Origin of the sequence: Pedobacter puniceum, assembly GCF_009674685.1 — a bacterium.
In the GTDB taxonomy this organism is placed as follows: Bacteria; Bacteroidota; Bacteroidia; order Sphingobacteriales; family Sphingobacteriaceae; genus Pseudopedobacter; species Pseudopedobacter puniceum.
In genome coordinates this window covers 996,205-1,017,518 of sequence record NZ_WKJI01000001.1, presented here as the reverse complement: position 1 = coordinate 1,017,518, position 21,314 = coordinate 996,205, and the positions used below count along the sequence as shown (strand labels likewise).

Below are 21,314 nucleotides of genomic sequence, written 5' to 3'. Positions count from 1 at the left end.
TCATTTTGAAATCACCTCAAGAAATTCTTGATATAGCTAAAAGAACCTTAGTAACTGAATCACAGGCAATTCTAAATTTATCTTCTAAATTAAATCATGATTTTTATCATCTTGTTGAGGCGATATTAAACCTAAAAGGTAGGGTTATTATGACTGGTGTAGGCAAAAGTGCTATCATCGCACAAAAAATTGTAGCTACCTTCAACTCTACCGGAACACCTGCTATATTTATGCATGCTGCTGATGCTATTCATGGTGATTTAGGTATCATACAAAAAGATGATTTGGTGATTTGCTTATCAAAGAGTGGTAATACAGCAGAGATTAAAGTTTTAATCCCGCTTTTGAAACAGGCAGATAATAAACTGGCTTGTATTGTGGGCGATATGCAATCATACTTAGCCCAACAATCTGATTATAAAATAGATGTTACCATAGAAACAGAGGCCTGCCCGCATAATTTAGCGCCTACTACCAGTACCACCGCTCAGCTAGCTATGGGCGATGCTTTGGCAGTAGCTTTACTAGAATGCAGAGCGTTTACCAGCGCAGATTTTGCTAAATATCATCCAGGAGGTTCACTAGGTAAACGCTTATACCTTAAGGTACAAGATTTAGCAGTATTAAATGAAAAACCAGAAGTTCATCCTGATGCAAGTATCAGAGATGTGATTTTAGAGATTACCAAGAAAAGACTTGGTGTGGTAGCTGTAACCATAGAAAATAATTTAAAAGGTGTAATTACTGATGGAGATTTGCGAAGAATGATGGAAAAATTCACTTACTTTGAAGAATTATCTGCCAAAGACATCATGAATATACAACCTAAAACAATAGCAAGTGATGAATTAGCAGTAAATGCATTAAAATTGATGAAACAGCATAATATTACACAACTTATAGTTACAAAAGACAATAATTACAATGGTGTAATACATTTGCATGATTTACTTAAAGAAGGTATAATATAAAATGAGCAATAATTTTGCACTTATCATGGCTGGCGGTATTGGAAGTCGCTTTTGGCCAGTTAGCAGAACCACTTTTCCTAAACAATTTCTAGATATTTTAGGAACTGGTAAAAGTTTAATACAAAACACCTACGATAGATTTTTAAAGATATTACCAAAAGAAAATATTTTTATTTTAACCAATGAGAGCTATTTTGATTTGGTTAAAGAACATCTTCCTGATTTAGAAGATCATCAAATTATTTGTGAACCCATTATGCGTAATACAGCACCTTGTATTGCTTATGGTACGGCAAAAATAAAATTGATTGATGCCGATGCTAATATTGTAGTAGCCCCATCAGACCACTTAATTTTAGATACAGAAAACTTTGTTGAAATTATTAATAAAGCACTAGATGCAGCCAGTAATCACGATTGTTTGATTACATTAGGCATTAAACCATCAAGACCTGATACGGGTTACGGATACATCCAATATTCTGATAAAACTTTGCTGGATAACCTGCACAAGGTTAAAACTTTCACAGAAAAACCTAGTCTTGAAATTGCCGAAACTTTTTTAGCTAGTGGAGACTTTCTTTGGAATGCCGGGATATTTGTATGGTCTGCAAAAGCTATTTCTAAATCTTTTGACCAGTTTTTACCTGATATTGCTGAAATATTTAAAGAAGGCGAAAAACATTATAACACCCCAAGAGAAAAGGAATATATACAAGCTGGTTTTCAGAAATGCGTGAACATTTCTATTGATTACGGTGTGATGGAAAAAGCAGAAAATGTATATGTGATGCCAGCAGATTTTGGCTGGTCTGATTTAGGTACATGGGCTTCTGTTTACGACCTTTCAGAAAAAGATTATGTAGGTAATGCTGTCATCAATTCAGAAAAAGTAATGATGTACGATTCTTCTAACTGCATGGTTAATGTACCCTCTGATAAACTGGTTATTTTAGAAGGTTTACATGATTATATCGTTGTAGAATCTAACAATACCTTATTAATTTGCCCTAGAAGTAACGAGCAACATGTGAAACAAGTAGTTGCTGATGTGAAACAGAAGTTTGGGAATAAGTTTATTTAGGAAAAGTAGAAAGTAAAAAGTATAAAGAGCCTGAAAGGTGGATGTTTAGGTTTTGTCATCTTTAGGAATGAAGCTTATCTCTTACAACCTGTGTTTTAGAGATAGCTCATTCTAACCCATTTGCTAAGTGTCCTCCTCTTAGAGGAGATAAAAAGCATTTCATACATTTAATTTTGTTATAGCGAACACAATGAAGCTATCCCTTAATGCAAGTTATCCCTGTAAATATTAAGAGATAAGCTTCGTTCCTCGCAACGCTTTGTCATAGCCAACATAGTGGTGATGCTAGACTGCCACGTTCCTCGCAGTGACAAACGCTTTGTCATAGCGAACACAGTGAAGCTATCCCTTAATGCAAGTTATCCCTATAAATATTATGAGATAAGCTTCGTTCCTCGCTTTGTCATAGCGAATACTACATCCTTACCAACACATGAAATATTCCTTTTTTCAATCATTCCGTTCCCCCCTCACCCAAAATTCAATTCCGTCTGGTAAAATACTTTGCCTATAGGTATTTCCGGGACTGTTTCTTTTTTATCCGCAGTTTTGATAATAGATGTCTTTGGTTTTAAGACTTGTGATCTGCTATTTTTACCACGCTTTTTATTTATTTCTTTTAAAATTTCTTGTCCGCGGTAATTATCTAAAGGATAGCGCATACGCTCCTCTTCTGCTTTTTCTATTTGCTGAGTAAATTCTTCTTCGGATATATGGAAAGCGCCAATAAGCTCGGCAGGACTAAAATCTTTACTGTTGATGCTTTGTGCCTGGCCGCTTACATCTGTTAAACCACTATAATGTAAAGATGCACTAACCAATAGGATACTTCTAGGAGGTAGAACCACATCAGGATTCCATTCTTGCTCTGGAATAACAGCACCTTTAGCAATATCAATATCCTGATAACTAAGATATTCATAGTAGTTTTCTCTAAAATTAACAGCTACCAACATCAAGCGTAACACCGCATGTCTGCCATATTTCAACTGCTGTAATTGAGTGTTTTCTTTAATTTCTGGGAGCTTTACTTTAACCCTGCCTGCTTCCATAAAACAAAGCGGACGAATAGCTAAAGCCATATTCATAGGCGAATGTGCGTTAAATTGGAAACCCAACAGATGTTCTAAATTTCCATCATGCAAATCGCGGTTACCACGTTCTTTGCTTATATTATCTTTAATACATTTCAGCAAAGTAACGTTCATTCGGTTAATCATTTTACCATCGCTATTGCAGCAAAACGTAGAAAACACCGATCTTAATATACGTCCACAGTTACTGGCAAGACCAAATTCCATAGCACTCTCTTTGGTAGAAAGTGTTTGTTTTACTTTGGCTGCTTTGGTTTGTACAATCTCTGTATCACCAACAGTGCGGTAAACCAGGTTTCCTATTTTACCGTGTATGCGTCCTTTTTTATCAATAATTGCCATATCGTAGATTTTAAGGCTAAATATAAGAATTGTGTTGTTTAGATTCTTATCATTTATAAATTAATTAATAATTATTAACAGTAATAGTCCACAAAAAATAATAAAAACGTGGACTTACTGTGGAATTATATTGGAAATAATATTGATTTAATATGAGTATATAGTATAAAGTAGAAAGATGCGTAAAGAGTGGATATTTTAAAGTAGAAAGTATTAAGATGTCTAAAAGACTTAACAAAAAAATCCCTCCCTCTTTTAATTCTCCCTCCAGAGGGAGATACTGGCGGCATACCTATCAAGAGTAGTATAAATTGAAATCTTTTTTAAAAGATGAACTTTTCAAGGATAAGCATTAGAAATTCTATTTTTTAAAGTAAAATTTCATATAAAAGCTTTATTCCTAACCTATTTGCAAGGTGTCCTCCTCTTGGAGGAGGTGCAGGAGGAGGAAAAATAAAAATACTTTTAAGCCATATTTCACTATCATCATCAGAAACAAAGCTTTTCTCTTACAAATTACCTTTTAAAGATAGCTTCATTGCATTGTGTTCGTTATAACAAATAATGTTACCTGCATGAAGAGATAGCTTCACTGCGTTCGCTATGACAAAATAATGAATACCTGCATGAAGAGATAGCTTCACTAAGTTCGTTATGACAAAAATGTTAAGCTTTGAGTAGTTTATTGAGAAGCAGAAGCTCCTACCCTTTGCCTCACCACTTCATACAAAATAATGCCGGCAGATACAGAAACGTTTAAACTTTCTATCTCTCCCATCATCGGGATTTTGGTTAGGTAATCAGAGTTTCTGATTAAATCGAATGAGATACCTTCATCTTCTGCTCCCATAATTACAGCTGTAGGTGCTGTATAATCGGGTTTATAAATGAAATCATCTGTTTTTTCAGTGCAAGAGACCACTTGTAAGCCAGAATCTTTTAAAAACCTGGCAATGCTAAGCAAATTATCATGTCGGCAAATAGGTACTTTATACAATGCTCCGGCAGACGTTTTAACCGCATCTGGATTGATTTGAGCCGAGCCTTTTTTAGGAACAACAATGGCATGTACACCAGAACATTCTGCGGTACGCACAATAGCACCAAAATTTCTTACATCGGTTATCCCATCTAAAATAAGAATCAAAGGAACTTCCCCATTCTCAAAAATGGTAGGAATAATATCTTCAATTTTTTGATAAGTGATAGGCGAAATAAAAGCGATAGCACCTTGATGATTTTTAGCCGTAATTCTGTTCAGTTTTTCTACAGGTACTTGTTGCGAAGGAATATCATACTCTCTTAAAATGGTTTTCAATTCAGACATTAAGCCCCCTGCTATACCTCTTTGTAAAAATAAAGACTCAATATCTTTACCAGATTTTATAGCTTCAATAACTGCTCTAATACCAAAAATCATCTGATTAGATTCTTTTGGCTGTCTTTGAAAATTTCTATCCATAATTGTGGTAAAGATAGCGTTTTTTTACAGGCTCAAAGCGCTTCTATGAAGAAGTTATTTTTATAAGTTAACAGCACTACTTTTTATCAACAGGCCCATGTTGATATCTTAATGCCACTTTATTTTGTTTATCAACAGCTTATGAACATCTGATTGTGGAATACACACGATAAATGCCTTTTAATTTTGAGGTTTTTAAATTTACTATGCTTGCATAGTTAAGAACTCTTACACACGATGCAGGAATTTTATATATTTTTGTAGTTATGAGTTTAGAAGCCGAATCCAATAAGTCTCCCCTATCGAAAGATAAAAGAAATAGATTAAGTTCTATGGTTTCTGGTTTAGGTAAATTGCCACCACAAGCCTTAGACCTTGAAGAAGCTGTTTTGGGAGCCTTGATGTTAGAGAAAGATGCCCTCTCTGCTGTTATCGATATTTTAAAACCTAACGTTTTTTATAAAGATGCACACCAGAAAATATTTGAAGCCATTCAAACATTATTTACGCAATCATCTCCTGTTGATATTTTAACTGTTACCGCCCAACTAAGAAAACAAGGTGACCTTGAAATGGTGGGTGGCGCATACTACATTACAGAATTAACCAACAGGGTTGCTTCAGCAGCTAATATTGAATATCACGCTCGTATCATCTCACAAAAGTTTATCCAAAGGGAGTTGATTAGGATTTCTACAGATATCATCAATCAGTCTTATGAAGATACCAGTGATGTTTTTGAGCTCTTAGATTATGCCGAGAAAAACCTTTTTGATATTGCCCAAAATAACTTGAGAAGAGATTCTCGTAAAATGGATGATATCGTTAAAGAATCTCTAAAAATGCTAGAGTCTTTAAAAGATAAAGACGATTCTTTAACGGGTGTCCCTTCGGGATTTACAGCTTTAGATAGGATGACCAATGGTTGGCAAAAATCAGATTTGGTAATCATAGCTGCTCGTCCAGCGATGGGTAAAACGGCTTTCGTTTTAAGTTGCGCCCGAAATGCTGCTGTACAATTTAATAAGCCAGTTGTTGTTTTCTCTCTAGAGATGTCTTCTGTTCAATTAACCAATCGTTTAATTGCAGGCGAAGCAGAAATAGAACAAGAAAAAATCAGAAAAGGGAATTTGTTAGATTGGGAATGGCACCAGTTAACTTCTAAGATTGGTAATTTAAGTGAAGCGCCTTTAATCATAGATGATACCCCAGCGCTTAATGTTTTTGAGTTTAGAGCTAAATGTAGGCGATTAAAATCACAATACGATATCCAAATGGTTATCATCGATTACTTGCAATTGATGCAGGGCAAGGCCGATGGTAAAGGTGGTGGTAACCGTGAGCAAGAGATTTCAAGTATTTCAAGAGCTTTAAAGCAAGTTGCTAAAGAGCTTAACGTACCTGTTATTGCACTTTCGCAGTTAAGTAGAGCGGTAGAAAATCGTCCGGGTGGTTCTAAAAGACCAATGCTATCAGATTTACGTGAATCTGGAGCGATTGAGCAAGATGCGGATATGGTATTATTCTTATACCGACCAGAATATTACGGTTTGGAGCAAGATGAAAATGGTAATTCTACCGCAGGTATTGGTGAGGTTATCATTGCAAAACATAGAAATGGCGAAACCGGAACTGTCCCTCTTAAATTCATAGGTAAATATGTGAAATTTGCTGATTTAGACGATGGATTTGGCGCTATGGGTAGTCAAGATACTCAAGTGGATCCATTCTCAGGAATTAGTCCATCAACACAGTTTGAAAGCATCACCCTAAAACCTAAGAATTGGGATAATGATGAAGATCCGCCTTTTTAACTTAACCATAAAGGAATACAACCTAATAGAACCCCAGCTAATATCAAGTATGGGGTTTTTATTTTGGTAAATTGTAGTATTAAAAAGGTTGCCAAAACAATCATTAAAGAGGTATAACTTGTACCTATAGGAATCATTAAAAGGATAAAAGCAGCAACCATAAAACCTACTCCTACCGCATTAATTCCTGATAATGATTTTTTAATACGGGTAATCTTTTTCAAATCATCCCAAAAGGGAACAATAAATAAGATGAGGATAATGCCAGGCAAATTGATGCCTAAAACAGCAATTAATGCTCCCATCATTTGTCCAGTAACTCCATAGCCATTATTAGCTAAAGTCATGGCGCCAAGAAAAGAAGTGAAAGAAAAAGTAGGCCCGGGTAAACCTTGCTGTATAGCAAAACCACTCAGAAACTCATGACTAGTTAAATAATGTTTCATCTCTACAAACTCGGTATACATTAAAGGAACAAGTACATTGCCACCTCCAAAAATTAGTATTCCGTTTCTGTAAAAATTCTCAAATAGCCTTACCGGTAAGCTAAAAGGAGATGTTCTGTTGATGGTAGCTCCTAATAAACCAAAGAAAAGTAATACCCCAATAAAGTAAATAACTTTTTTGATATTGATATTAGAAAAAAGCCTTACCCTTAATTCGTTTTCTTCTTTTTTTGTTTCCGTGGCTGATGTAATGATCCCTCCTATCAAAATCATGATAGGAAAAGCATAGGCATTTTTAAGGATAAGCGAACAAATAACAGCACCTATGGTTAAAGCTAGGGTTACTTTAGATTTGATGATTTTTTTACCAAAGGAATAAGCTGCAAAAGCAACTATCCCTAATGCTATAGGCTGTATATATTGGTTTATATTAACAAAAACCCGACTTAAGGATAAACTTTTATAGCTGATGGCTAAAAAGCACATGATTCCAGCAGAAGGTAGCGCCCAAATGAAAAATGTAATAATAGCCAGAAAATATCCTCCTACCTTATATGCTATCCCAATAAGGGTTTGGGTTGATGCTGGGCCCGGTAAAATTTGAGAAAGAGAATAGAGCTCTAACAGTTCTTCTTCTGTGAGGTAGGCTCTTTTAAGTACAAAATCTTTTAAAAGAATAGCAATATGTGCTTGAGGCCCACCAAAAGAGGTAAGCATAAAACTTATTACATCCCTTAAAAAAATGAGGTGTCTTTTTCTCAAAATATCAATCAAATAATTCGTCCTGTAAATTATTATATACCCCTAAAAGTTCGTTTAAAGCGTGTTGATCTTTTATCTTTCTAGCTACTTGGATACCCTTCTCGTAAGTTTTAAGAGCTTCTTCTTTTTGATTTAAACCTTCATAAAGTTTACCTAAATGATAATAAGTCCCTACATAATCTTCGTGGTTTTTTACCAAATCAAGGTAAAACTTTAAAGCTAAATCTTCGTTATTTAACCGAACATATTCAGTAGCCAATGCGTATTTTAGAAAGGGGTCATTGGGCTCATTGTTAAAGAATTCTAATAATCGTTCTAATCTATTTATTGGCATGAGAGAATTTCGCTTAATTAATTAAATTTGTTTTAAGAGGTGATAAAACTACGTATAGTTTTGAAATCATCATACGCTAAAATATAAAATCAATTATCTACACCAAAATAAACAAGAAAGATGAAAATACTAGTTTGTATAAGTAATGTACCCGATACCACTACAAAAATAACTTTTAGTGATAACGATACACAGTTTAACCAAAACGGGGTTCAATTTATTCTTAATCCTTATGATGAAATTGCTTTGGCCAGAGCTATAGAATTAACAGATAACGGAGCAGGAACGGTAACCGTTATACATGTTGGTGATGCTTCTGCCGAGCCTACCATAAGAAAGGCCTTGGCTATTGGCGCACATGATGCGGTAAGGGTAAACGCCGTACCTACTGATGCTTTTTTTGTAGCCACACAAATAGCTGCTTACGCTAAAGACCAAAATTTTGATTTAATCTTGGCGGGAAGAGAATCTATAGATTATAATGGTGCTAAAGTGCCGGCTATGTTGGCAGAAATTTTAGATATCCCATCTGTTTCTATCATCAAAAAGTTAAATATTGAAGGTAATATGGGCGTGGTAGAAAGAGAAATAGAAGGCGGTAAAGAAGTATTAGCTATACCCTTCCCTTTCGTAGCTGGTACAGCCGAAGGTGTTGCCGAATGGAAAATTCCTAATATGAGAGGTATTATGTCTGCAAGAACAAAGCCTTTACAAGTTTTAGAGCCTATTGAAGTGCAAACTTCTTCTAAAATCGTGAAATTTGAGACACCTGCACCTCGCGGACAAGTTACCCTGATTGATGCTGCGGAGCCGCAGAAATTGGTAGACTTACTACACGCAGAAGCCAAAGTTATTTAATCTATCCACTAAAAAATTAAGAAAAGATGTCAGTTCTAGTATATGTAGAAAATGCAGAAGGCAAATTCAAAAAATCAATTTTTGAAGCCGTATCTTATGCAAAAGCAATTGCAGACCAATTAAACACCAGCTTAACAGCTGTTTCTATAGGTAATGTTGCCCAAGACGAATTACAAAAATTGGGTAATTATGGTGCTGCAAAAATTTTAAATGTAAATCAGGATGCTTTAAAGAGTTTTATCAACCAAGCTTATGCTTCTGTTATTGCTGAGGCAGCAGAAAAAATAGCTGCTTCTGTAGTAGTTTTATCTAATTCTTTCTCCGGAAAAGGTTTAGCCCCTCGTATAGCTGTAAAATTAAACGCTGGTTTGGTAGATGGTGCTATATCTTTACCAGAGCTAAATGATGGGAAATTTATTGTTAAAAAAACAGCTTTCTCAAATAAAGCTTTCGCCTATGTAGAGCTTCATGCCGATAAAAAAGTTATTTCATTAACTCCAAACTCCTATAAAATCGTAGAAGCAGGAGGACAGGCTGCTATAGAAGACTTTGCAGCTACAGTTAAACCAACAGATTTAACGGCTTTAATTAAAGATATTGTTAGGGCAACAGATAAAGTTTCATTACCTGATGCTGAGTTGGTGGTTTCTGCCGGTAGAGGATTAAAAGGTCCTGAAAATTGGGGTATGGTTGAAGAATTGGCTAATCTTTTAGGTGCTGCTACAGCTTGTTCTAAACCTGTTTCTGATGCTGATTGGAGGCCACATTCTGAACACGTTGGACAAACAGGAATAGCCATTAGTCCTAATTTGTATATAGCTATTGGCATTTCAGGTGCTATACAACATTTGGCAGGTGTTTCATCATCAAAAGTTATTGTGGTGATTAATAAAGACCCTGAAGCACCATTTTTTAAAGTTGCAGATTATGGCATAGTTGGTGATGCTTTTGAAATTGTACCAAAATTAATTGAAGAGCTTAAATCTTTCAAAGCAAATAACTAGGTTTGTCTAATTAAATGAAGAAATTAAAATTAGATATCATAGGATTATCATACAGCCAAACTCAATCCGGGGCTTATGCCCTGGTATTGGGCGAGGTTAATGGAAGAAGAAGGCTACCCATTATTATCGGTGGATTTGAAGCTCAAGCAATTGCTATAGAAATTGAAAAAATGACCCCTAGTCGTCCGCTAACGCATGATTTATTCAAATCTTTTGCGGACGCTTATCATATCAACATTCAAGAAGTTATCATTTATAACCTGGTTGAAGGTATTTTTTATGCGAAACTCATCTGTAATGATGGCAAGAAAATTTTAGAAATTGATGCCAGAACATCAGATGCTATCGCTCTAGCAGTAAGGTTTGAATGCCCTATTTATACCTACGAGTTTATACTAGCTTCAGCGGGAATTGTTATAGAAGGTAACGACTTTTTGTTTTTAGATAATATTGAGCCCGTTGCAGAAGACGGTCCTTTAAGCAACGTTGCTAGCAGCTCTTCTAGTTCTGGCGATAAATTTTCTAGTTTTTCTAATGAAGAATTGCAAACTAAACTTCAAGAAGCTTTGGCTGAAGAAGCTTATGAAAAGGCAGCTAAAATTAGAGATGAGCTCAATAAAAGAAAATCCTCATAAGCTTATAATTACATATTTTATTAAAAATTGTATTACACTTTTCTATAAAAGGACTTAAAACATCGTATATTAAAAAATAATTTTAAGTTTTAAATCATATTATCCTTATTCCATGAATATGAAGTTCCGTTTAACGGTCATGAGCTTTATGCAATTTTTCATCTGGGGTTCTTGGCTAATAACCATAGGTGCCTATTGGTTTCAAAATAAACAATGGTCTGGTGCCGAGTTTGGAGCCATATTCTCTACCATGGGTATTTCGGCTATATTTATGCCAGCTCTTATAGGAATCATTTCAGATAGATTTGTTAATGCAGAAAAATTATATGCTATTATGCATATCTTAGGAGCAACAGTTCTATTTTGTCTTCCCCTTGTAGATAATCCTACCACATTTTTCTGGGTTATTTTATTAAACATGATTTTTTATATGCCAACTTTATCCTTATCGATAACAGTGGCTTATACAGCCTTGAAAAACAATAATTATGATGTAATTAAAGATTATCCACTTATTAGAGTATGGGGAACAATAGGCTTTATTGCAGCTTTATGGGTGGTAAGTTTAACACATAATGAGACATCGGTAAATCAATTTTATATTGCATCAGCTGTTTCTTTGTTTTTAGGTTTATATGCATTTACACTTCCTAAATGCCCTCCATTACTTAAAAAAGAGAATACTAAATCTTTTATTAACGCCTTAGGTTTAGATGCTTTTAAACTATTTAAAGAAAGTAGATTTGCTATTTTCTTTATCTTTTCTATGTTCTTAGGTGCTGCTTTACAACTTACCAATGCTTATGGAGACACCTATATTCATGATTTTAATAAAGTTGATGCTTATAAGGATTTAATTGCAGTGAAATATCCTGCCATTATCATGTCTATCTCACAGATTTCTGAAACACTATTTATACTAGCGATTCCATTTTTCTTAAGGAAATTTGGTATTAAGCAAGTGATGCTTTTCAGTATGATAGCTTGGGTTTTAAGATTTGGATTATTTGCTTTTGCAAATCCAGCAGATGGTCTTTGGATGATTATTTTATCATGTATCATTTACGGAATGGCTTTTGATTTCTTCAATATATCTGGTTCTTTGTACATAGAAACTCAAACATCAGCCAATATAAGAGGAAGCGCTCAAGGTTTATTTATGATGATGGTTAACGGTTTTGGTGCTCTTTTGGGAAGCTTTGCTAGTGGAATTATCATTGATAAGTATTTTACTTTAGCAGACCAAAGTAAAGACTGGCAAGGAATATGGCTTAGTTTTGCTGGCTATGCTTTAGTTTTAGCTTTGATATTCCCATTTATTTTTAAAAATAAATACTATAAAGATTCAAGTGTAACACAAAAAGCTGCAGCTTAATTAAAAAGATATTTGAAAATATAAAAAACCGATGTAGAGATATCCATCGGTTTTTTTTATTCAGGTATTTTAATGGTAATAGGACTAAAACCTACGTACTCTATATAAGAATCATGCCCGGTTATCCCTACAATTTTATCAATAGTAAAAGTTAAAGTTTTAGCTTCTTTATCTATATTTAATATCTTAAAATTATGAACGCCTGCTTGTATTTTAGGATTTGAATTTATTGTTTTTAAACTTGGATAAGCGTTAAAATTTATACCCGTTTGTTGGTCATCATACAAATATTTAGAAACACTTAAAGTTATATTTCTTGAACTCTTAGTATAGAAATCATCATCATTTTGGTAATAAAGGGTGAAAGTTAAATAATTACCCAATGCACCATTTCCAGTTTCCGTAAGTTTAATATTTAATTTTGATAATTGGTTTTCTGTAGATTTACTAACAGAAGCAATTTTGAAACACTTTTTTACAAAAGGAAAAGCATTACTGTATTGAGCGCTTGTATCTCTAACAATTCTTTTTTCTAAAAAGAAATCTCCATTGCATATGAACTCTGGCTCTTCCTTAGAACATGAAAGTATTAAAGCAGATAGTACTAAGGCAAATATTATCTTAAAAGTTTTTTTAGGATTAATATTTATTTGGTTTTTCATAATAATTAAAGACAAAATTAATTATTTTTTTGTAATCTTTAATTATATGATGAAAATTCTTAATTATTATTAAGGCACTTAAAAGAGCTTGTGTCAGAAATCATATTCACTACATCAAGCTGTGTCTCGATCATCCTGAGCGGAGTTGAAGGATAAGAAAGGGCACCGACTCCGCCCAGCCTGACACAAAGTGGTGATTTGAGGCAGCCTCCTGTTTGGATATAACAATCTCTTAATGTTTGATGATGATTTGCTTTTTGACAACTTCTTTACCTTCTTTTATATGTAAGAAATAACGACCACTTGGAAAGTTTTTGATATCCCATTCCAATTTAGTTTCTCCTGCCTTCATCATATCTTTTTTAACTTCCTTACCCTTATCATCAAAAAGAAGTAGGTGTTTTTCTTCTGATGCTGTTTTTGATAGTTTAAAAGCTTGCATGCCTTCTGTACTTGAATAAGTTATGGTAAGGGTTTCTTCAACAGGGTTTGGATAAACATTTAAATTATTGCTTTCCCAATCGCTTGTACAATAAACAGATTCTACCTCTGTTTCTACCCAAGCTGATGTACCACAAGCATTTGTGGCTCTTAATTGAAAAACATAATAACCAGGTGGAACATAACCAAAAACATCAAATCCAGGATAAGCATTATTGTTGGAAGCATATACATTTAAAGATGGATATGTTAATAGCCTTGCTTCATATGTAGAACTAAGATCATTAGATTCTACAGTAAAAGAATTACCCGAATTATTTGAACACCAATAAGGGTTTTGATTATCTAAATTTGTAAAACTAGGCATTCCTAAAGTGGGTGCTCCTGTATTAATCATCTTAGACAAATTAAAACTCCCACATGCCGTACTTACAGTTGCTGTTAATGTTCCTGTTCCATCAATAGATTTGCTTACACTTACAGGGTTTGCTGTAGTAGAACCAGAAATGCTAATGCTACCTGTAGCACTCCATGTTACGGTTGCACCGCTAGGCAAGTTTGGAATTTGGTAAGTGGCAGTGGTGCAGAATTGGGAAGGGCCATTTATTAAAGAGTTGTTTGTAGCTTGAGAACAGATATTTGAGCAATTTAAGGTGTTACTGCTTATATTCTCCATTTGTTTGTAAAGCCATTCTGCATTCCTTGCAGTAAAGCGGGTATGACTTTCATTAAAGCTACCGGAAGCTGCTTCCTGGGCAATAAAAGTTTCTGCAGAGGAAGGATTTAAAGGATTCCACCCCCCAACATAGGTAGAATTTAAACTGGATTGATTATAATTTTGAATATCAAGTGCACTTGGGGTTGGCACAAATGTAAAGGTATTAAGGCTTCCTACATTTACATTTAATACGTAAGCTCCAAAGATGATTCCTATTAACCCACCAAAAGACTGAGGAGATATAGCTGTAGAGCCTACAGGTGAAGCTCCACCCGGTGCGCCATCAATTGGAAGGTATGGTGATGATGATAAAGGATAAGAAAAGTTAAAAGTTTCTTTTTTTACTCGCACAAACAAGTACTTTACTTTTGCTTCCAACTTTATCTTGGCCAGTTCTACGCTACCCCCTGTAGCAGGAAGCGCATTTGCTTTTATTTCTGCCCCAAATTTAGAATAGAAGCCTGGTAAAAAAAACACTACTGCACCGCCACTAGCCTGTACATTTAATAACTGAGCACCTGCACCAAATAATGGCGTACCACATTCTGACCCCTGGCTGGTTGCTATAAAACGATAAGAAGGCTGTGGACCTGATGGAGCAAATGTTACCATGGGCTTATAGGTACCGGCAAGCCAGGTATTAGTTTGTATGCTTCCATTATGTTGTAAAGATCTGTAGGTTAATAATTGCGCTGTAGCAGGCTCATTTAAAACAGCAGTAACTTCATTGTATTGTGGAAAAACATCTAATATTTTTTTACCGAACATATCTGCCTGCCCCATACCCTGTACTACTTTTTGCAGGCCTACCGGTACGTTAGCACCCTGATGCGGGCTGTCATGTGTAATTAGCAGGCGAGTTTGTGTAGGCTGGTTATTTTTTTGTCATATCTGCCAGCGCATAGCGAGCCACCAACCCGCCCATACTGATGCCTAAAACTACGTTTTGCTGGACACTACCACCCAAGGCCTTATCTGCATTTACCCAGTTTAATACATCTTTAAACAAACTGGCATTACGTTCAATATAATCTGTTCCGTAATTATAATCTATAAAAACAAGATCGTAACCGGCGATGTCGTCTAGCTGATAGTTGAAATCGTAACCTAAATCTACAACACGATTTAAGCTTGTAATAAAACTTTCATAACTATAATTATCCCCTGCCAAATTAGGAGCCACCAAGGACGCATCATAACCTTCTACTACTATTAGTGGTTTTTTAAGATGCCCGGTACTATTACTACTGCTATAACGTACATAAGCCTTTCCTCCGCTATGGTTAGATGTGGCATAAAAAAACTCGGTATGGTTAGGACCACTAGAACTGAAACGCCCTAGTATGGTAACCTCTTTTACAGTAATAGGGGCATAACATTCATACTGACTGCTATTACTTAGCACCAGCTTTATTCTCATATTCTTTTCTCCTGCTGTATAGTAAGTTGGGGAAACTTCGGTATTCCAGGCAGCAGCCTGGTAGCCTTGTCAATCATCAAAATCTATATATAAGGCACTAACACTTAAACTGGTATTGGTGAAAAATAAATTTGATTTAAAAACAAGTGAGAAATTGCTATTTTCAAACTCGCTTTTAATAGGGCAAGCCGTAAACAGTTGCCTTAACAAGTAAGGGTTTTCAGTGCGGTTAGGTACATCGTGTATCACATCATCTGCCCCTATACTTACCAGATTGCTGGTAGCAGCATAAGATTTAAAGGAATTAAATTCACCAAAATGTACGGCAACAGGAACTGCAGTAGTAGCAGGCAAATATTGGTTGATACGTTGGTTTATAGTATCAACAGGCAGCATAGAATTATTACTTAGCATGCATGCGCTGTATTGCGTAAAGTATGTAGCTCGCAAGGCATTAAGATAAACTTTATTGCTATCAGTTAAAACCCCGTTAAACGGAGTTAAAGAAACCAGTGGGAATGCCCTTTCTTCTAAAAAACCTGTTGAAATAGCATTACGGTTAAGCTGGGCAAATACAAATTGCATCTTACCGGCCAACTGGGTGGTATCCTGAGCATAAAGAAATTTAAGGCCCATTATTAGAATGAGCGTAAAGTAGATTTTTCTCATATATAAATGTATTTAATTGATTATTCTATTTTAAGATCAAACCTGCCTTGCGTAGCATTAATAGTTGGGCAGCCGTCTTTTTCCAGTTTGAACTCGAAAGTTCCTGAAATAAATTTATTATTTAAATCTATTTTTGTGATTATTAACGAACCTGAGACTTTTCTGTCTTCAAAATAATAACAACCTGATTTAGTGCTTCGATATATTATACCATTATCATTAAAAAAATATCTATCCGCTTTATTTATTCCTGTTAAACCTATGCTTAGCTCCATTTGATCTGTATCAGATAAATACCTATTAGCAATTATTCCAAAAGAACCATCTTTATAGGTAGGATCATAGGTTAAATCAAGCTTTTCTCTTAACAAAGGAGCCTTAGGTAACCATAATTCTCCGTTTAACAAAAAGCCAAATGTATTGGCACCAGTTTGTGTAATGGCTGGTAGTTCTTCCTTTGATCTTGGTAATACTGTTCCTTTTTTACATTGCATGTTTGTAAAAACGAGGAAGATTAATGCTAATGCTAAGTGTAGTCTTTGTGAATTTTTCATTTCGGTAAATATTTAAAGTAATCTAAGAAAATTTAATTAATTTAATATCATTAGAGTTAAGCTGGGCAAATAAAAATTGCATTTTCCCGGTGAGTTGTATCGTCCTTTTCGCATTTCATAATTGTGGTAATAATAAAGCATAAAGGTAGAAGCTGCAGGATTTGAGATTTAGATTTTCAAAAGAATCGCTTTTAAGATAATACGTTGATTATCAAAAAAAAGATACAGCTAATAATAGTTACGGAATCAAGTTAATGTTTATAGTATTTAAAATAATTTACCATTAAATCTACTTAGATATTATTCACTTAAATAAACATCAAACCTAATCTCATCGGCGCTAACCTTATCTACGATAATACCAAAATAAAAATTACCTAATGCAGTATAACCTCCATTCTTTATATCAACTTTATAAATGTAATTATTACTTCCGCATTCTTTTTGCCATGTCTGGCAGATTAAACTTCCTGGTATCCCTCCAATTCTTTTTTTTCCTATCAATAATGTTTTATTGCTAAAATCGATATTAAATTGTTCCAACGATTCTTCAGCTATATAAATTTTCTGATCAAATTCCTCTTTAGAATTAATTACCAGATAAATGTCTTCAACATCGTCATTAATAATTTTTAATGAGGGATAATTTATAAAATTAATGGCTTCAAATTCAAGAGAATCACAATTAGTATCAGACTTTTCACAACTAAAAGTGGTGATTGTAGAAATAATAAGAAAAAATAGAATTAATCTTTGATTTTTAATAATTACAGATGTTTATCAATTAATGACTGACTTTTTTGTTGCTTATTGGTGAAATATATTTATCCTTACGAATATAGAAAATATTTCGTTACAGCTAATACTTTTAATGTAAGCGGATTAAGTGAAAGTGTAAAGATTTTTTTCATATCAGATTATTTTAATTATTATTTTTTTTAGTCAAAATGGCTCCATTGCCAGTTATAGCATATAATGATTTGCCATTATAAATTATTTTATTTACAACTGAGTCCTGCGCTTTATACTCTTCTTTCCAGGTTATGCCGCCATCTAATGTGTGGAATATGCCTCTATAACCGCCTATATACGCTTCTTTTTCGGAAAGAAAATAACTATTAGGGTAAGCATCTGGAGATTTATTACTTACCAGTATCCAAGTATCCCCTCCATCCAATGTTTTAAAAAGCTCGTAGTTAAACGTAAATACAAAGCCTATTTTATCATTAAGAAAAAAGATGTCTGTTACATTTACAAATCGCTTATCTAAAATCCTCCACGTAAGGCCATTGTCAATTGTTTTTGCAACAATACCAAAATTTGTATTGTCATAAGTCTCGCCTGCAATAGCATACCCAGTTTGATGGACAGTGAAAAAGAATTTTTTAAAACTAGCCCTAATATTTGAGTTAAATACTTCCTGCCATGTATTTCCACCGTCTGTAGATCTCCTGATGATATTTGCATTACCTACTATTAGGGTATTCTTATTTAAGAACTGTATATCCCGGTATCCCTCAAAAGGCGGGTTTAGGTTTTTCCAAGTCGAGCCTTTGTCTGTTGAGCAATAAATAGATTTCCCAACGCAAAAAACAGTAGTCCCATTTATGGCAATGCTATTAGGAAATTCATCTTTAAAAACAAATGAGTTTGATTTCCATATTTCTCCACCATTGTTGGTGTACCAAAGACTGTGGTTTCCTAGAATTCCTTCTATTGCTAATGCATAACCGTCTTTTTCATTAACAAAATCAATATCTCTAAACCTGTGGTCTGGATTATTCAATCTGGTTACAGTAATCCATGAGCTATTTTGTAATTCTTTTTCTGAACCGGTTTTCTTACAACATGTTAGAAGAATGGCTAATACAAATGTTGCTAATAATTGCTTCATAAATAGGATTAAACTTATAAGATATATCTATTAGAATTAAAATAATTATACGAGATTAGGTGTCATTCAAATAAAAAATAATTTTTTTTATATCCTTAAACACTCATAATTCAGTAATATTAGCGATAACGAGTCCATCAAAGAGTTTATCTTGAAAATATCTACGGTTCATCTTCATAATTAATAAAATCATCTATCTTATTAGAATCCAAAAGTACCGCCTTAGTTCTTCCTACTAATATTTCGGCTGTTTTTGAATTATCTGAAATAGTCTGATCGTATTTTTTAAATCTTTCCAAACCTTCAAAATTTTTAAAATACACAATAACTTTATTAGAATCCTTTTTTAAATAAATTTTCTCCTTTGCTGACCAGTAATAAGTATCTTGGCAAAAAGAAACTGTCCAATAAAAAACGGACATTAACAGTAAAAATATTTTAATTCTCATTTTATAAGCAGTTAATTGGGGGTTATTTTTGAAGCACAATATATCTTTTCAAAACTGCTCAAATCAACGGTTACAATTTGTTGACATGGCTTCTGTATGATACAATCCTGGCTAAATTTTGTAGTATCAATCGATAAAAAAATACTGTCGCTTTGAAAATCTTCAGGTAGATTAGATATGGCAATTACATGATCGTAACTTATACTATTCTGAACCCAATTATCGCCAATATTTTTATCAATTATCTGAATTATTGCGTAACTCGGGCACTGTTTAGCTAACACTACACCTTTGTAGGTTACTTTTGGATCAATATTCTCCTTTTTTTAATAAATCTTTCTCACAGCCAAAACTTAATAAAGAAATCAACGTGATGATGGTAAATTTAAAATAGACAGATTTTATCATGATATTAATTTGGATTTATGTTTTCTTTTAAATATAACTTATATTACGAGTTCAACATCTAATATGTTACAAAATTGTTGTATAATAGGCTTTTAATAGCCCTATTTTCATAAGAATTGTTTTAAGTTAGTACGGTAGCTACAGATATAAAGATATAGCTACTTGTGTTTAAGTTTAATTAAGGTATTGTTAAGTTTTTGTTGCTTAATAATGCTATAGTTAAAAGCACTACAAGGTTAAATCTATATCCTATACTATTTATCTAACATAAACGATAAATTAAATACTTAGAAATAGCATTAAAGCGAAGTAGGAAGGTCTTTTTATCTCATTTGAATAAAACAGGAAACTGTCTTAAAAATCATATTTATCACATGAAGCTGAGTCTTTGTCCTTAGCGGAGTCGAAGGAAATGTCATCCTGAGCGGAGTTGAAGGATAAGAAAGGGCACCGACTCCGCCCAGCCTGACATAAAGTTGTGAGATTTGAGATAGCCTCTTTTTGTTACTTACTTAAATCTGCAAAATGCTTAAAGAATAAAGGTATGGTTTCTATGCCTTTATAATAGTTATAAATGTCATACTTCTCATTAGGAGAATGTAAGTTATCGCTATCTAAGCCAAAACCCATCAAAACGGTTTTAATATTTAATTCTTGCTCAAACAAAGCTACGATTGGAATACTACCTCCGCCTCTAGTTGGCACAGGTGCTTTACCAAAAGATTCTTCAATAGCTTTGAAAGCTGCTTTGAAAGCAACAGAGTCTACCGGTGTTACGTAAGGCATGCCACCATGATGAGCCGTTACTTTAACTTTAACAGATTTTGGAGCAATACTTTCGAAATGATTTTTGAATAAATCTGATATTCTTTGCCAATCTTGCCCTGGAACAAGTCGCATAGAAATTTTAGCTTCAGCTTTTGAAGGTAAAACTGTTTTAGCACCCGGCCCAGTGTAACCACCCCAAATACCATTTACTTCTAGCGTTGGCCTGGTGCCTGTACGCTCTAAAGTGCTATAACCTTTTTCTCCCCAAACATCATCAACAGCTAAATCTTTTTTGTATTCATCTAAATCAAAAGGAGCTGCATTTAAGGCTTGTTTTTCAGCATCAGAAAGTTCTATAACGCCATCATAAAAACCGGGTATGGTAACATGATTGTTTTCATCGTGTAAAGAAGCAATCATTTGGCAAAGAATTGTTGCGGGGTTTGCAACAGCACCTCCATAAACACCAGAATGTAAATCTCGATTAGGGCCAACAACTTCAACCTCCATGTAGGCTAAACCTCTTAACCCTGTTTCCAGAGATGGGTTTTCCATGCTAATCATAGAAGTATCAGAAATAAGCACTACGTCGGCTTGTAATCTGGCTTTATTATCTTTTACAAATTGTCCAAGATTATCAGAACCTACTTCTTCCTCCCCTTCAATCATAAATTTGATATTGCAAGGAAGTTGTTGGGTGTTCATCATCGTTTCAAATGCTTTGATGTGCATGTAAAACTGACCTTTATCATCACAAGCACCGCGGGCAAATATTTTACCATCACGTACTGTTGGTTCAAAAGGAGGTGTTTCCCAAAGCTCTAAAGGATCTGGTGGTTGAACATCATAATGCCCATAAACCAAGACTGTAGGCAAGCTGCTATCTATGATTTTTTCGCCATAAACAATAGGATAACCTGCCGTAGGACAAACTTCTACCAAATCAGCACCAGCTTCAGCTAGTTTAGAAGCTACAAATTCAGCCGTTTTTAAAACATCACCTTTGTATTTAGGGTCTGCACTTACTGATGGAAATCTTAATAAGGCAAATAATTCCTCTAAAAAACGAGGTTTATGTTGTTCTATATAATCTTTTATCTCTTGCATAAAATTGCTTTTATGCAAATATAAGATTATCTGAATATGATGA

General features: G+C 34.2%; 20 protein-coding genes. 7 read left to right on the top strand and 13 right to left on the bottom strand.

Features of this window, described 5'->3' with window-relative positions:
* Window positions 1–5: 5 nt before the first annotated feature.
* Both GJJ64_RS04540 and GJJ64_RS04535 read left to right on the top strand, forming a co-directional pair.
* Entirely contained in the window at window positions 6–971 is a 966-nt protein-coding gene (locus GJJ64_RS04540; protein WP_154286545.1) for a KpsF/GutQ family sugar-phosphate isomerase, read from the top strand.
* A 1-nt stretch (window position 972) separates the two neighbouring features.
* Window positions 973–2,055, top strand: coding sequence for a mannose-1-phosphate guanylyltransferase (locus GJJ64_RS04535; protein WP_154286544.1), 1,083 nt, complete (start codon window positions 973–975; stop codon window positions 2,053–2,055).
* Between the two features lie 470 nt (window positions 2,056–2,525).
* Here the strand turns inward: GJJ64_RS04535 and GJJ64_RS04530 are convergent, their stop codons facing one another.
* Entirely contained in the window at window positions 2,526–3,491 is a 966-nt protein-coding gene (locus tag GJJ64_RS04530) for a hypothetical protein (protein WP_154286543.1), read from the bottom strand.
* 682 nt (window positions 3,492–4,173) lie between these two features.
* Window positions 4,174–4,953, bottom strand: a complete 780-nt coding sequence (rlmB, locus tag GJJ64_RS04525) for a 23S rRNA (guanosine(2251)-2'-O)-methyltransferase RlmB (protein ID WP_149074199.1) — start codon at window positions 4,951–4,953, stop codon at window positions 4,174–4,176.
* A 266-nt stretch (window positions 4,954–5,219) separates the two neighbouring features.
* On the opposite strand from rlmB, the gene dnaB reads away from it, so the two are divergent.
* The gene (gene dnaB / locus GJJ64_RS04520; protein ID WP_154286542.1) at window positions 5,220–6,767 is read left to right on the top strand and encodes a replicative DNA helicase; all 1,548 of its coding nucleotides are present in this window, start codon (window positions 5,220–5,222) and stop codon (window positions 6,765–6,767) included.
* On the opposite strand, the gene chrA is transcribed toward dnaB, so the two are convergent.
* Both chrA and GJJ64_RS04510 read right to left on the bottom strand, forming a co-directional pair.
* Window positions 6,764–7,930, bottom strand: a complete 1,167-nt coding sequence (gene chrA / locus GJJ64_RS04515) for a chromate efflux transporter (RefSeq protein ID WP_154286541.1) — start codon at window positions 7,928–7,930, stop codon at window positions 6,764–6,766. The genes dnaB and chrA overlap by 4 nt on opposite strands.
* Window positions 7,931–7,979: 49 nt before the next feature.
* Window positions 7,980–8,309, bottom strand: coding sequence for a tetratricopeptide repeat protein (locus GJJ64_RS04510; protein ID WP_149074198.1), 330 nt, complete (start codon window positions 8,307–8,309; stop codon window positions 7,980–7,982).
* 120 nt (window positions 8,310–8,429) lie between these two features.
* Here GJJ64_RS04510 and GJJ64_RS04505 point away from each other — a divergent pair, with 120 nt between their 5' ends.
* The 4 genes from GJJ64_RS04505 (at window position 8,430) to GJJ64_RS04490 (ending at window position 12,181) form a co-directional block, all read left to right on the top strand.
* Window positions 8,430–9,167 carry an electron transfer flavoprotein subunit beta/FixA family protein gene (locus GJJ64_RS04505; protein WP_149074196.1) on the top strand — a complete coding sequence of 246 codons (738 nt, stop codon included), beginning with the start codon at window positions 8,430–8,432 and terminating at the stop codon, window positions 9,165–9,167.
* Window positions 9,168–9,193: 26 nt separating this feature from the next.
* Window positions 9,194–10,171 (top strand): electron transfer flavoprotein subunit alpha/FixB family protein, encoded by a 978-nt coding sequence (locus GJJ64_RS04500; RefSeq protein ID WP_154286540.1) that lies wholly within the window; start codon window positions 9,194–9,196, stop codon window positions 10,169–10,171.
* A 14-nt stretch (window positions 10,172–10,185) separates the two neighbouring features.
* A complete protein-coding gene (locus GJJ64_RS04495) occupies window positions 10,186–10,806 on the top strand; it encodes a bifunctional nuclease family protein (RefSeq protein ID WP_154286539.1) in 621 nt (206 codons plus the stop codon).
* 112 nt (window positions 10,807–10,918) lie between these two features.
* Window positions 10,919–12,181 carry a nucleoside permease gene (locus GJJ64_RS04490; protein WP_154286538.1) on the top strand — a complete coding sequence of 421 codons (1,263 nt, stop codon included), beginning with the start codon at window positions 10,919–10,921 and terminating at the stop codon, window positions 12,179–12,181.
* 56 nt (window positions 12,182–12,237) lie between these two features.
* Here GJJ64_RS04490 and GJJ64_RS04485 read toward each other — a convergent pair whose 3' ends face one another.
* From GJJ64_RS04485 to GJJ64_RS04445, 9 genes are all read right to left on the bottom strand, one after another.
* On the bottom strand, window positions 12,238–12,843 hold the full coding sequence (locus GJJ64_RS04485; RefSeq protein WP_154286537.1) for a hypothetical protein: 606 nt from the start codon (window positions 12,841–12,843) through the stop codon (window positions 12,238–12,240).
* 232 nt (window positions 12,844–13,075) lie between these two features.
* A complete protein-coding gene (locus GJJ64_RS04480) occupies window positions 13,076–14,785 on the bottom strand; it encodes a T9SS type A sorting domain-containing protein (RefSeq protein ID WP_154286536.1) in 1,710 nt (569 codons plus the stop codon).
* A 91-nt stretch (window positions 14,786–14,876) separates the two neighbouring features.
* Complete coding sequence (locus GJJ64_RS04475; RefSeq protein ID WP_154286535.1) at window positions 14,877–15,422, bottom strand: lipase family protein; 546 nt, start codon at window positions 15,420–15,422, stop codon at window positions 14,877–14,879.
* A 69-nt stretch (window positions 15,423–15,491) separates the two neighbouring features.
* Window positions 15,492–16,091 carry a hypothetical protein gene (locus tag GJJ64_RS04470; RefSeq protein WP_154286534.1) on the bottom strand — a complete coding sequence of 200 codons (600 nt, stop codon included), beginning with the start codon at window positions 16,089–16,091 and terminating at the stop codon, window positions 15,492–15,494.
* 20 nt (window positions 16,092–16,111) lie between these two features.
* Window positions 16,112–16,645: a DUF6252 family protein gene (locus GJJ64_RS04465; RefSeq protein WP_154286533.1), complete on the bottom strand. Its 534-nt coding sequence runs from the start codon at window positions 16,643–16,645 to the stop codon at window positions 16,112–16,114.
* A 300-nt stretch (window positions 16,646–16,945) separates the two neighbouring features.
* Entirely contained in the window at window positions 16,946–17,188 is a 243-nt protein-coding gene (locus tag GJJ64_RS04460; RefSeq protein WP_195759223.1) for a hypothetical protein, read from the bottom strand.
* 379 nt (window positions 17,189–17,567) lie between these two features.
* On the bottom strand, window positions 17,568–18,539 hold the full coding sequence (locus GJJ64_RS04455; RefSeq protein WP_154286531.1) for a WD40/YVTN/BNR-like repeat-containing protein: 972 nt from the start codon (window positions 18,537–18,539) through the stop codon (window positions 17,568–17,570).
* A 161-nt stretch (window positions 18,540–18,700) separates the two neighbouring features.
* Window positions 18,701–18,988, bottom strand: coding sequence for a hypothetical protein (locus tag GJJ64_RS04450; protein WP_154286530.1), 288 nt, complete (start codon window positions 18,986–18,988; stop codon window positions 18,701–18,703).
* Between the two features lie 912 nt (window positions 18,989–19,900).
* The gene (locus GJJ64_RS04445) at window positions 19,901–21,271 is read right to left on the bottom strand and encodes a dipeptidase (protein WP_154286529.1); all 1,371 of its coding nucleotides are present in this window, start codon (window positions 21,269–21,271) and stop codon (window positions 19,901–19,903) included.
* Between the last annotated feature and the right edge of the window lie 43 nt (window positions 21,272–21,314).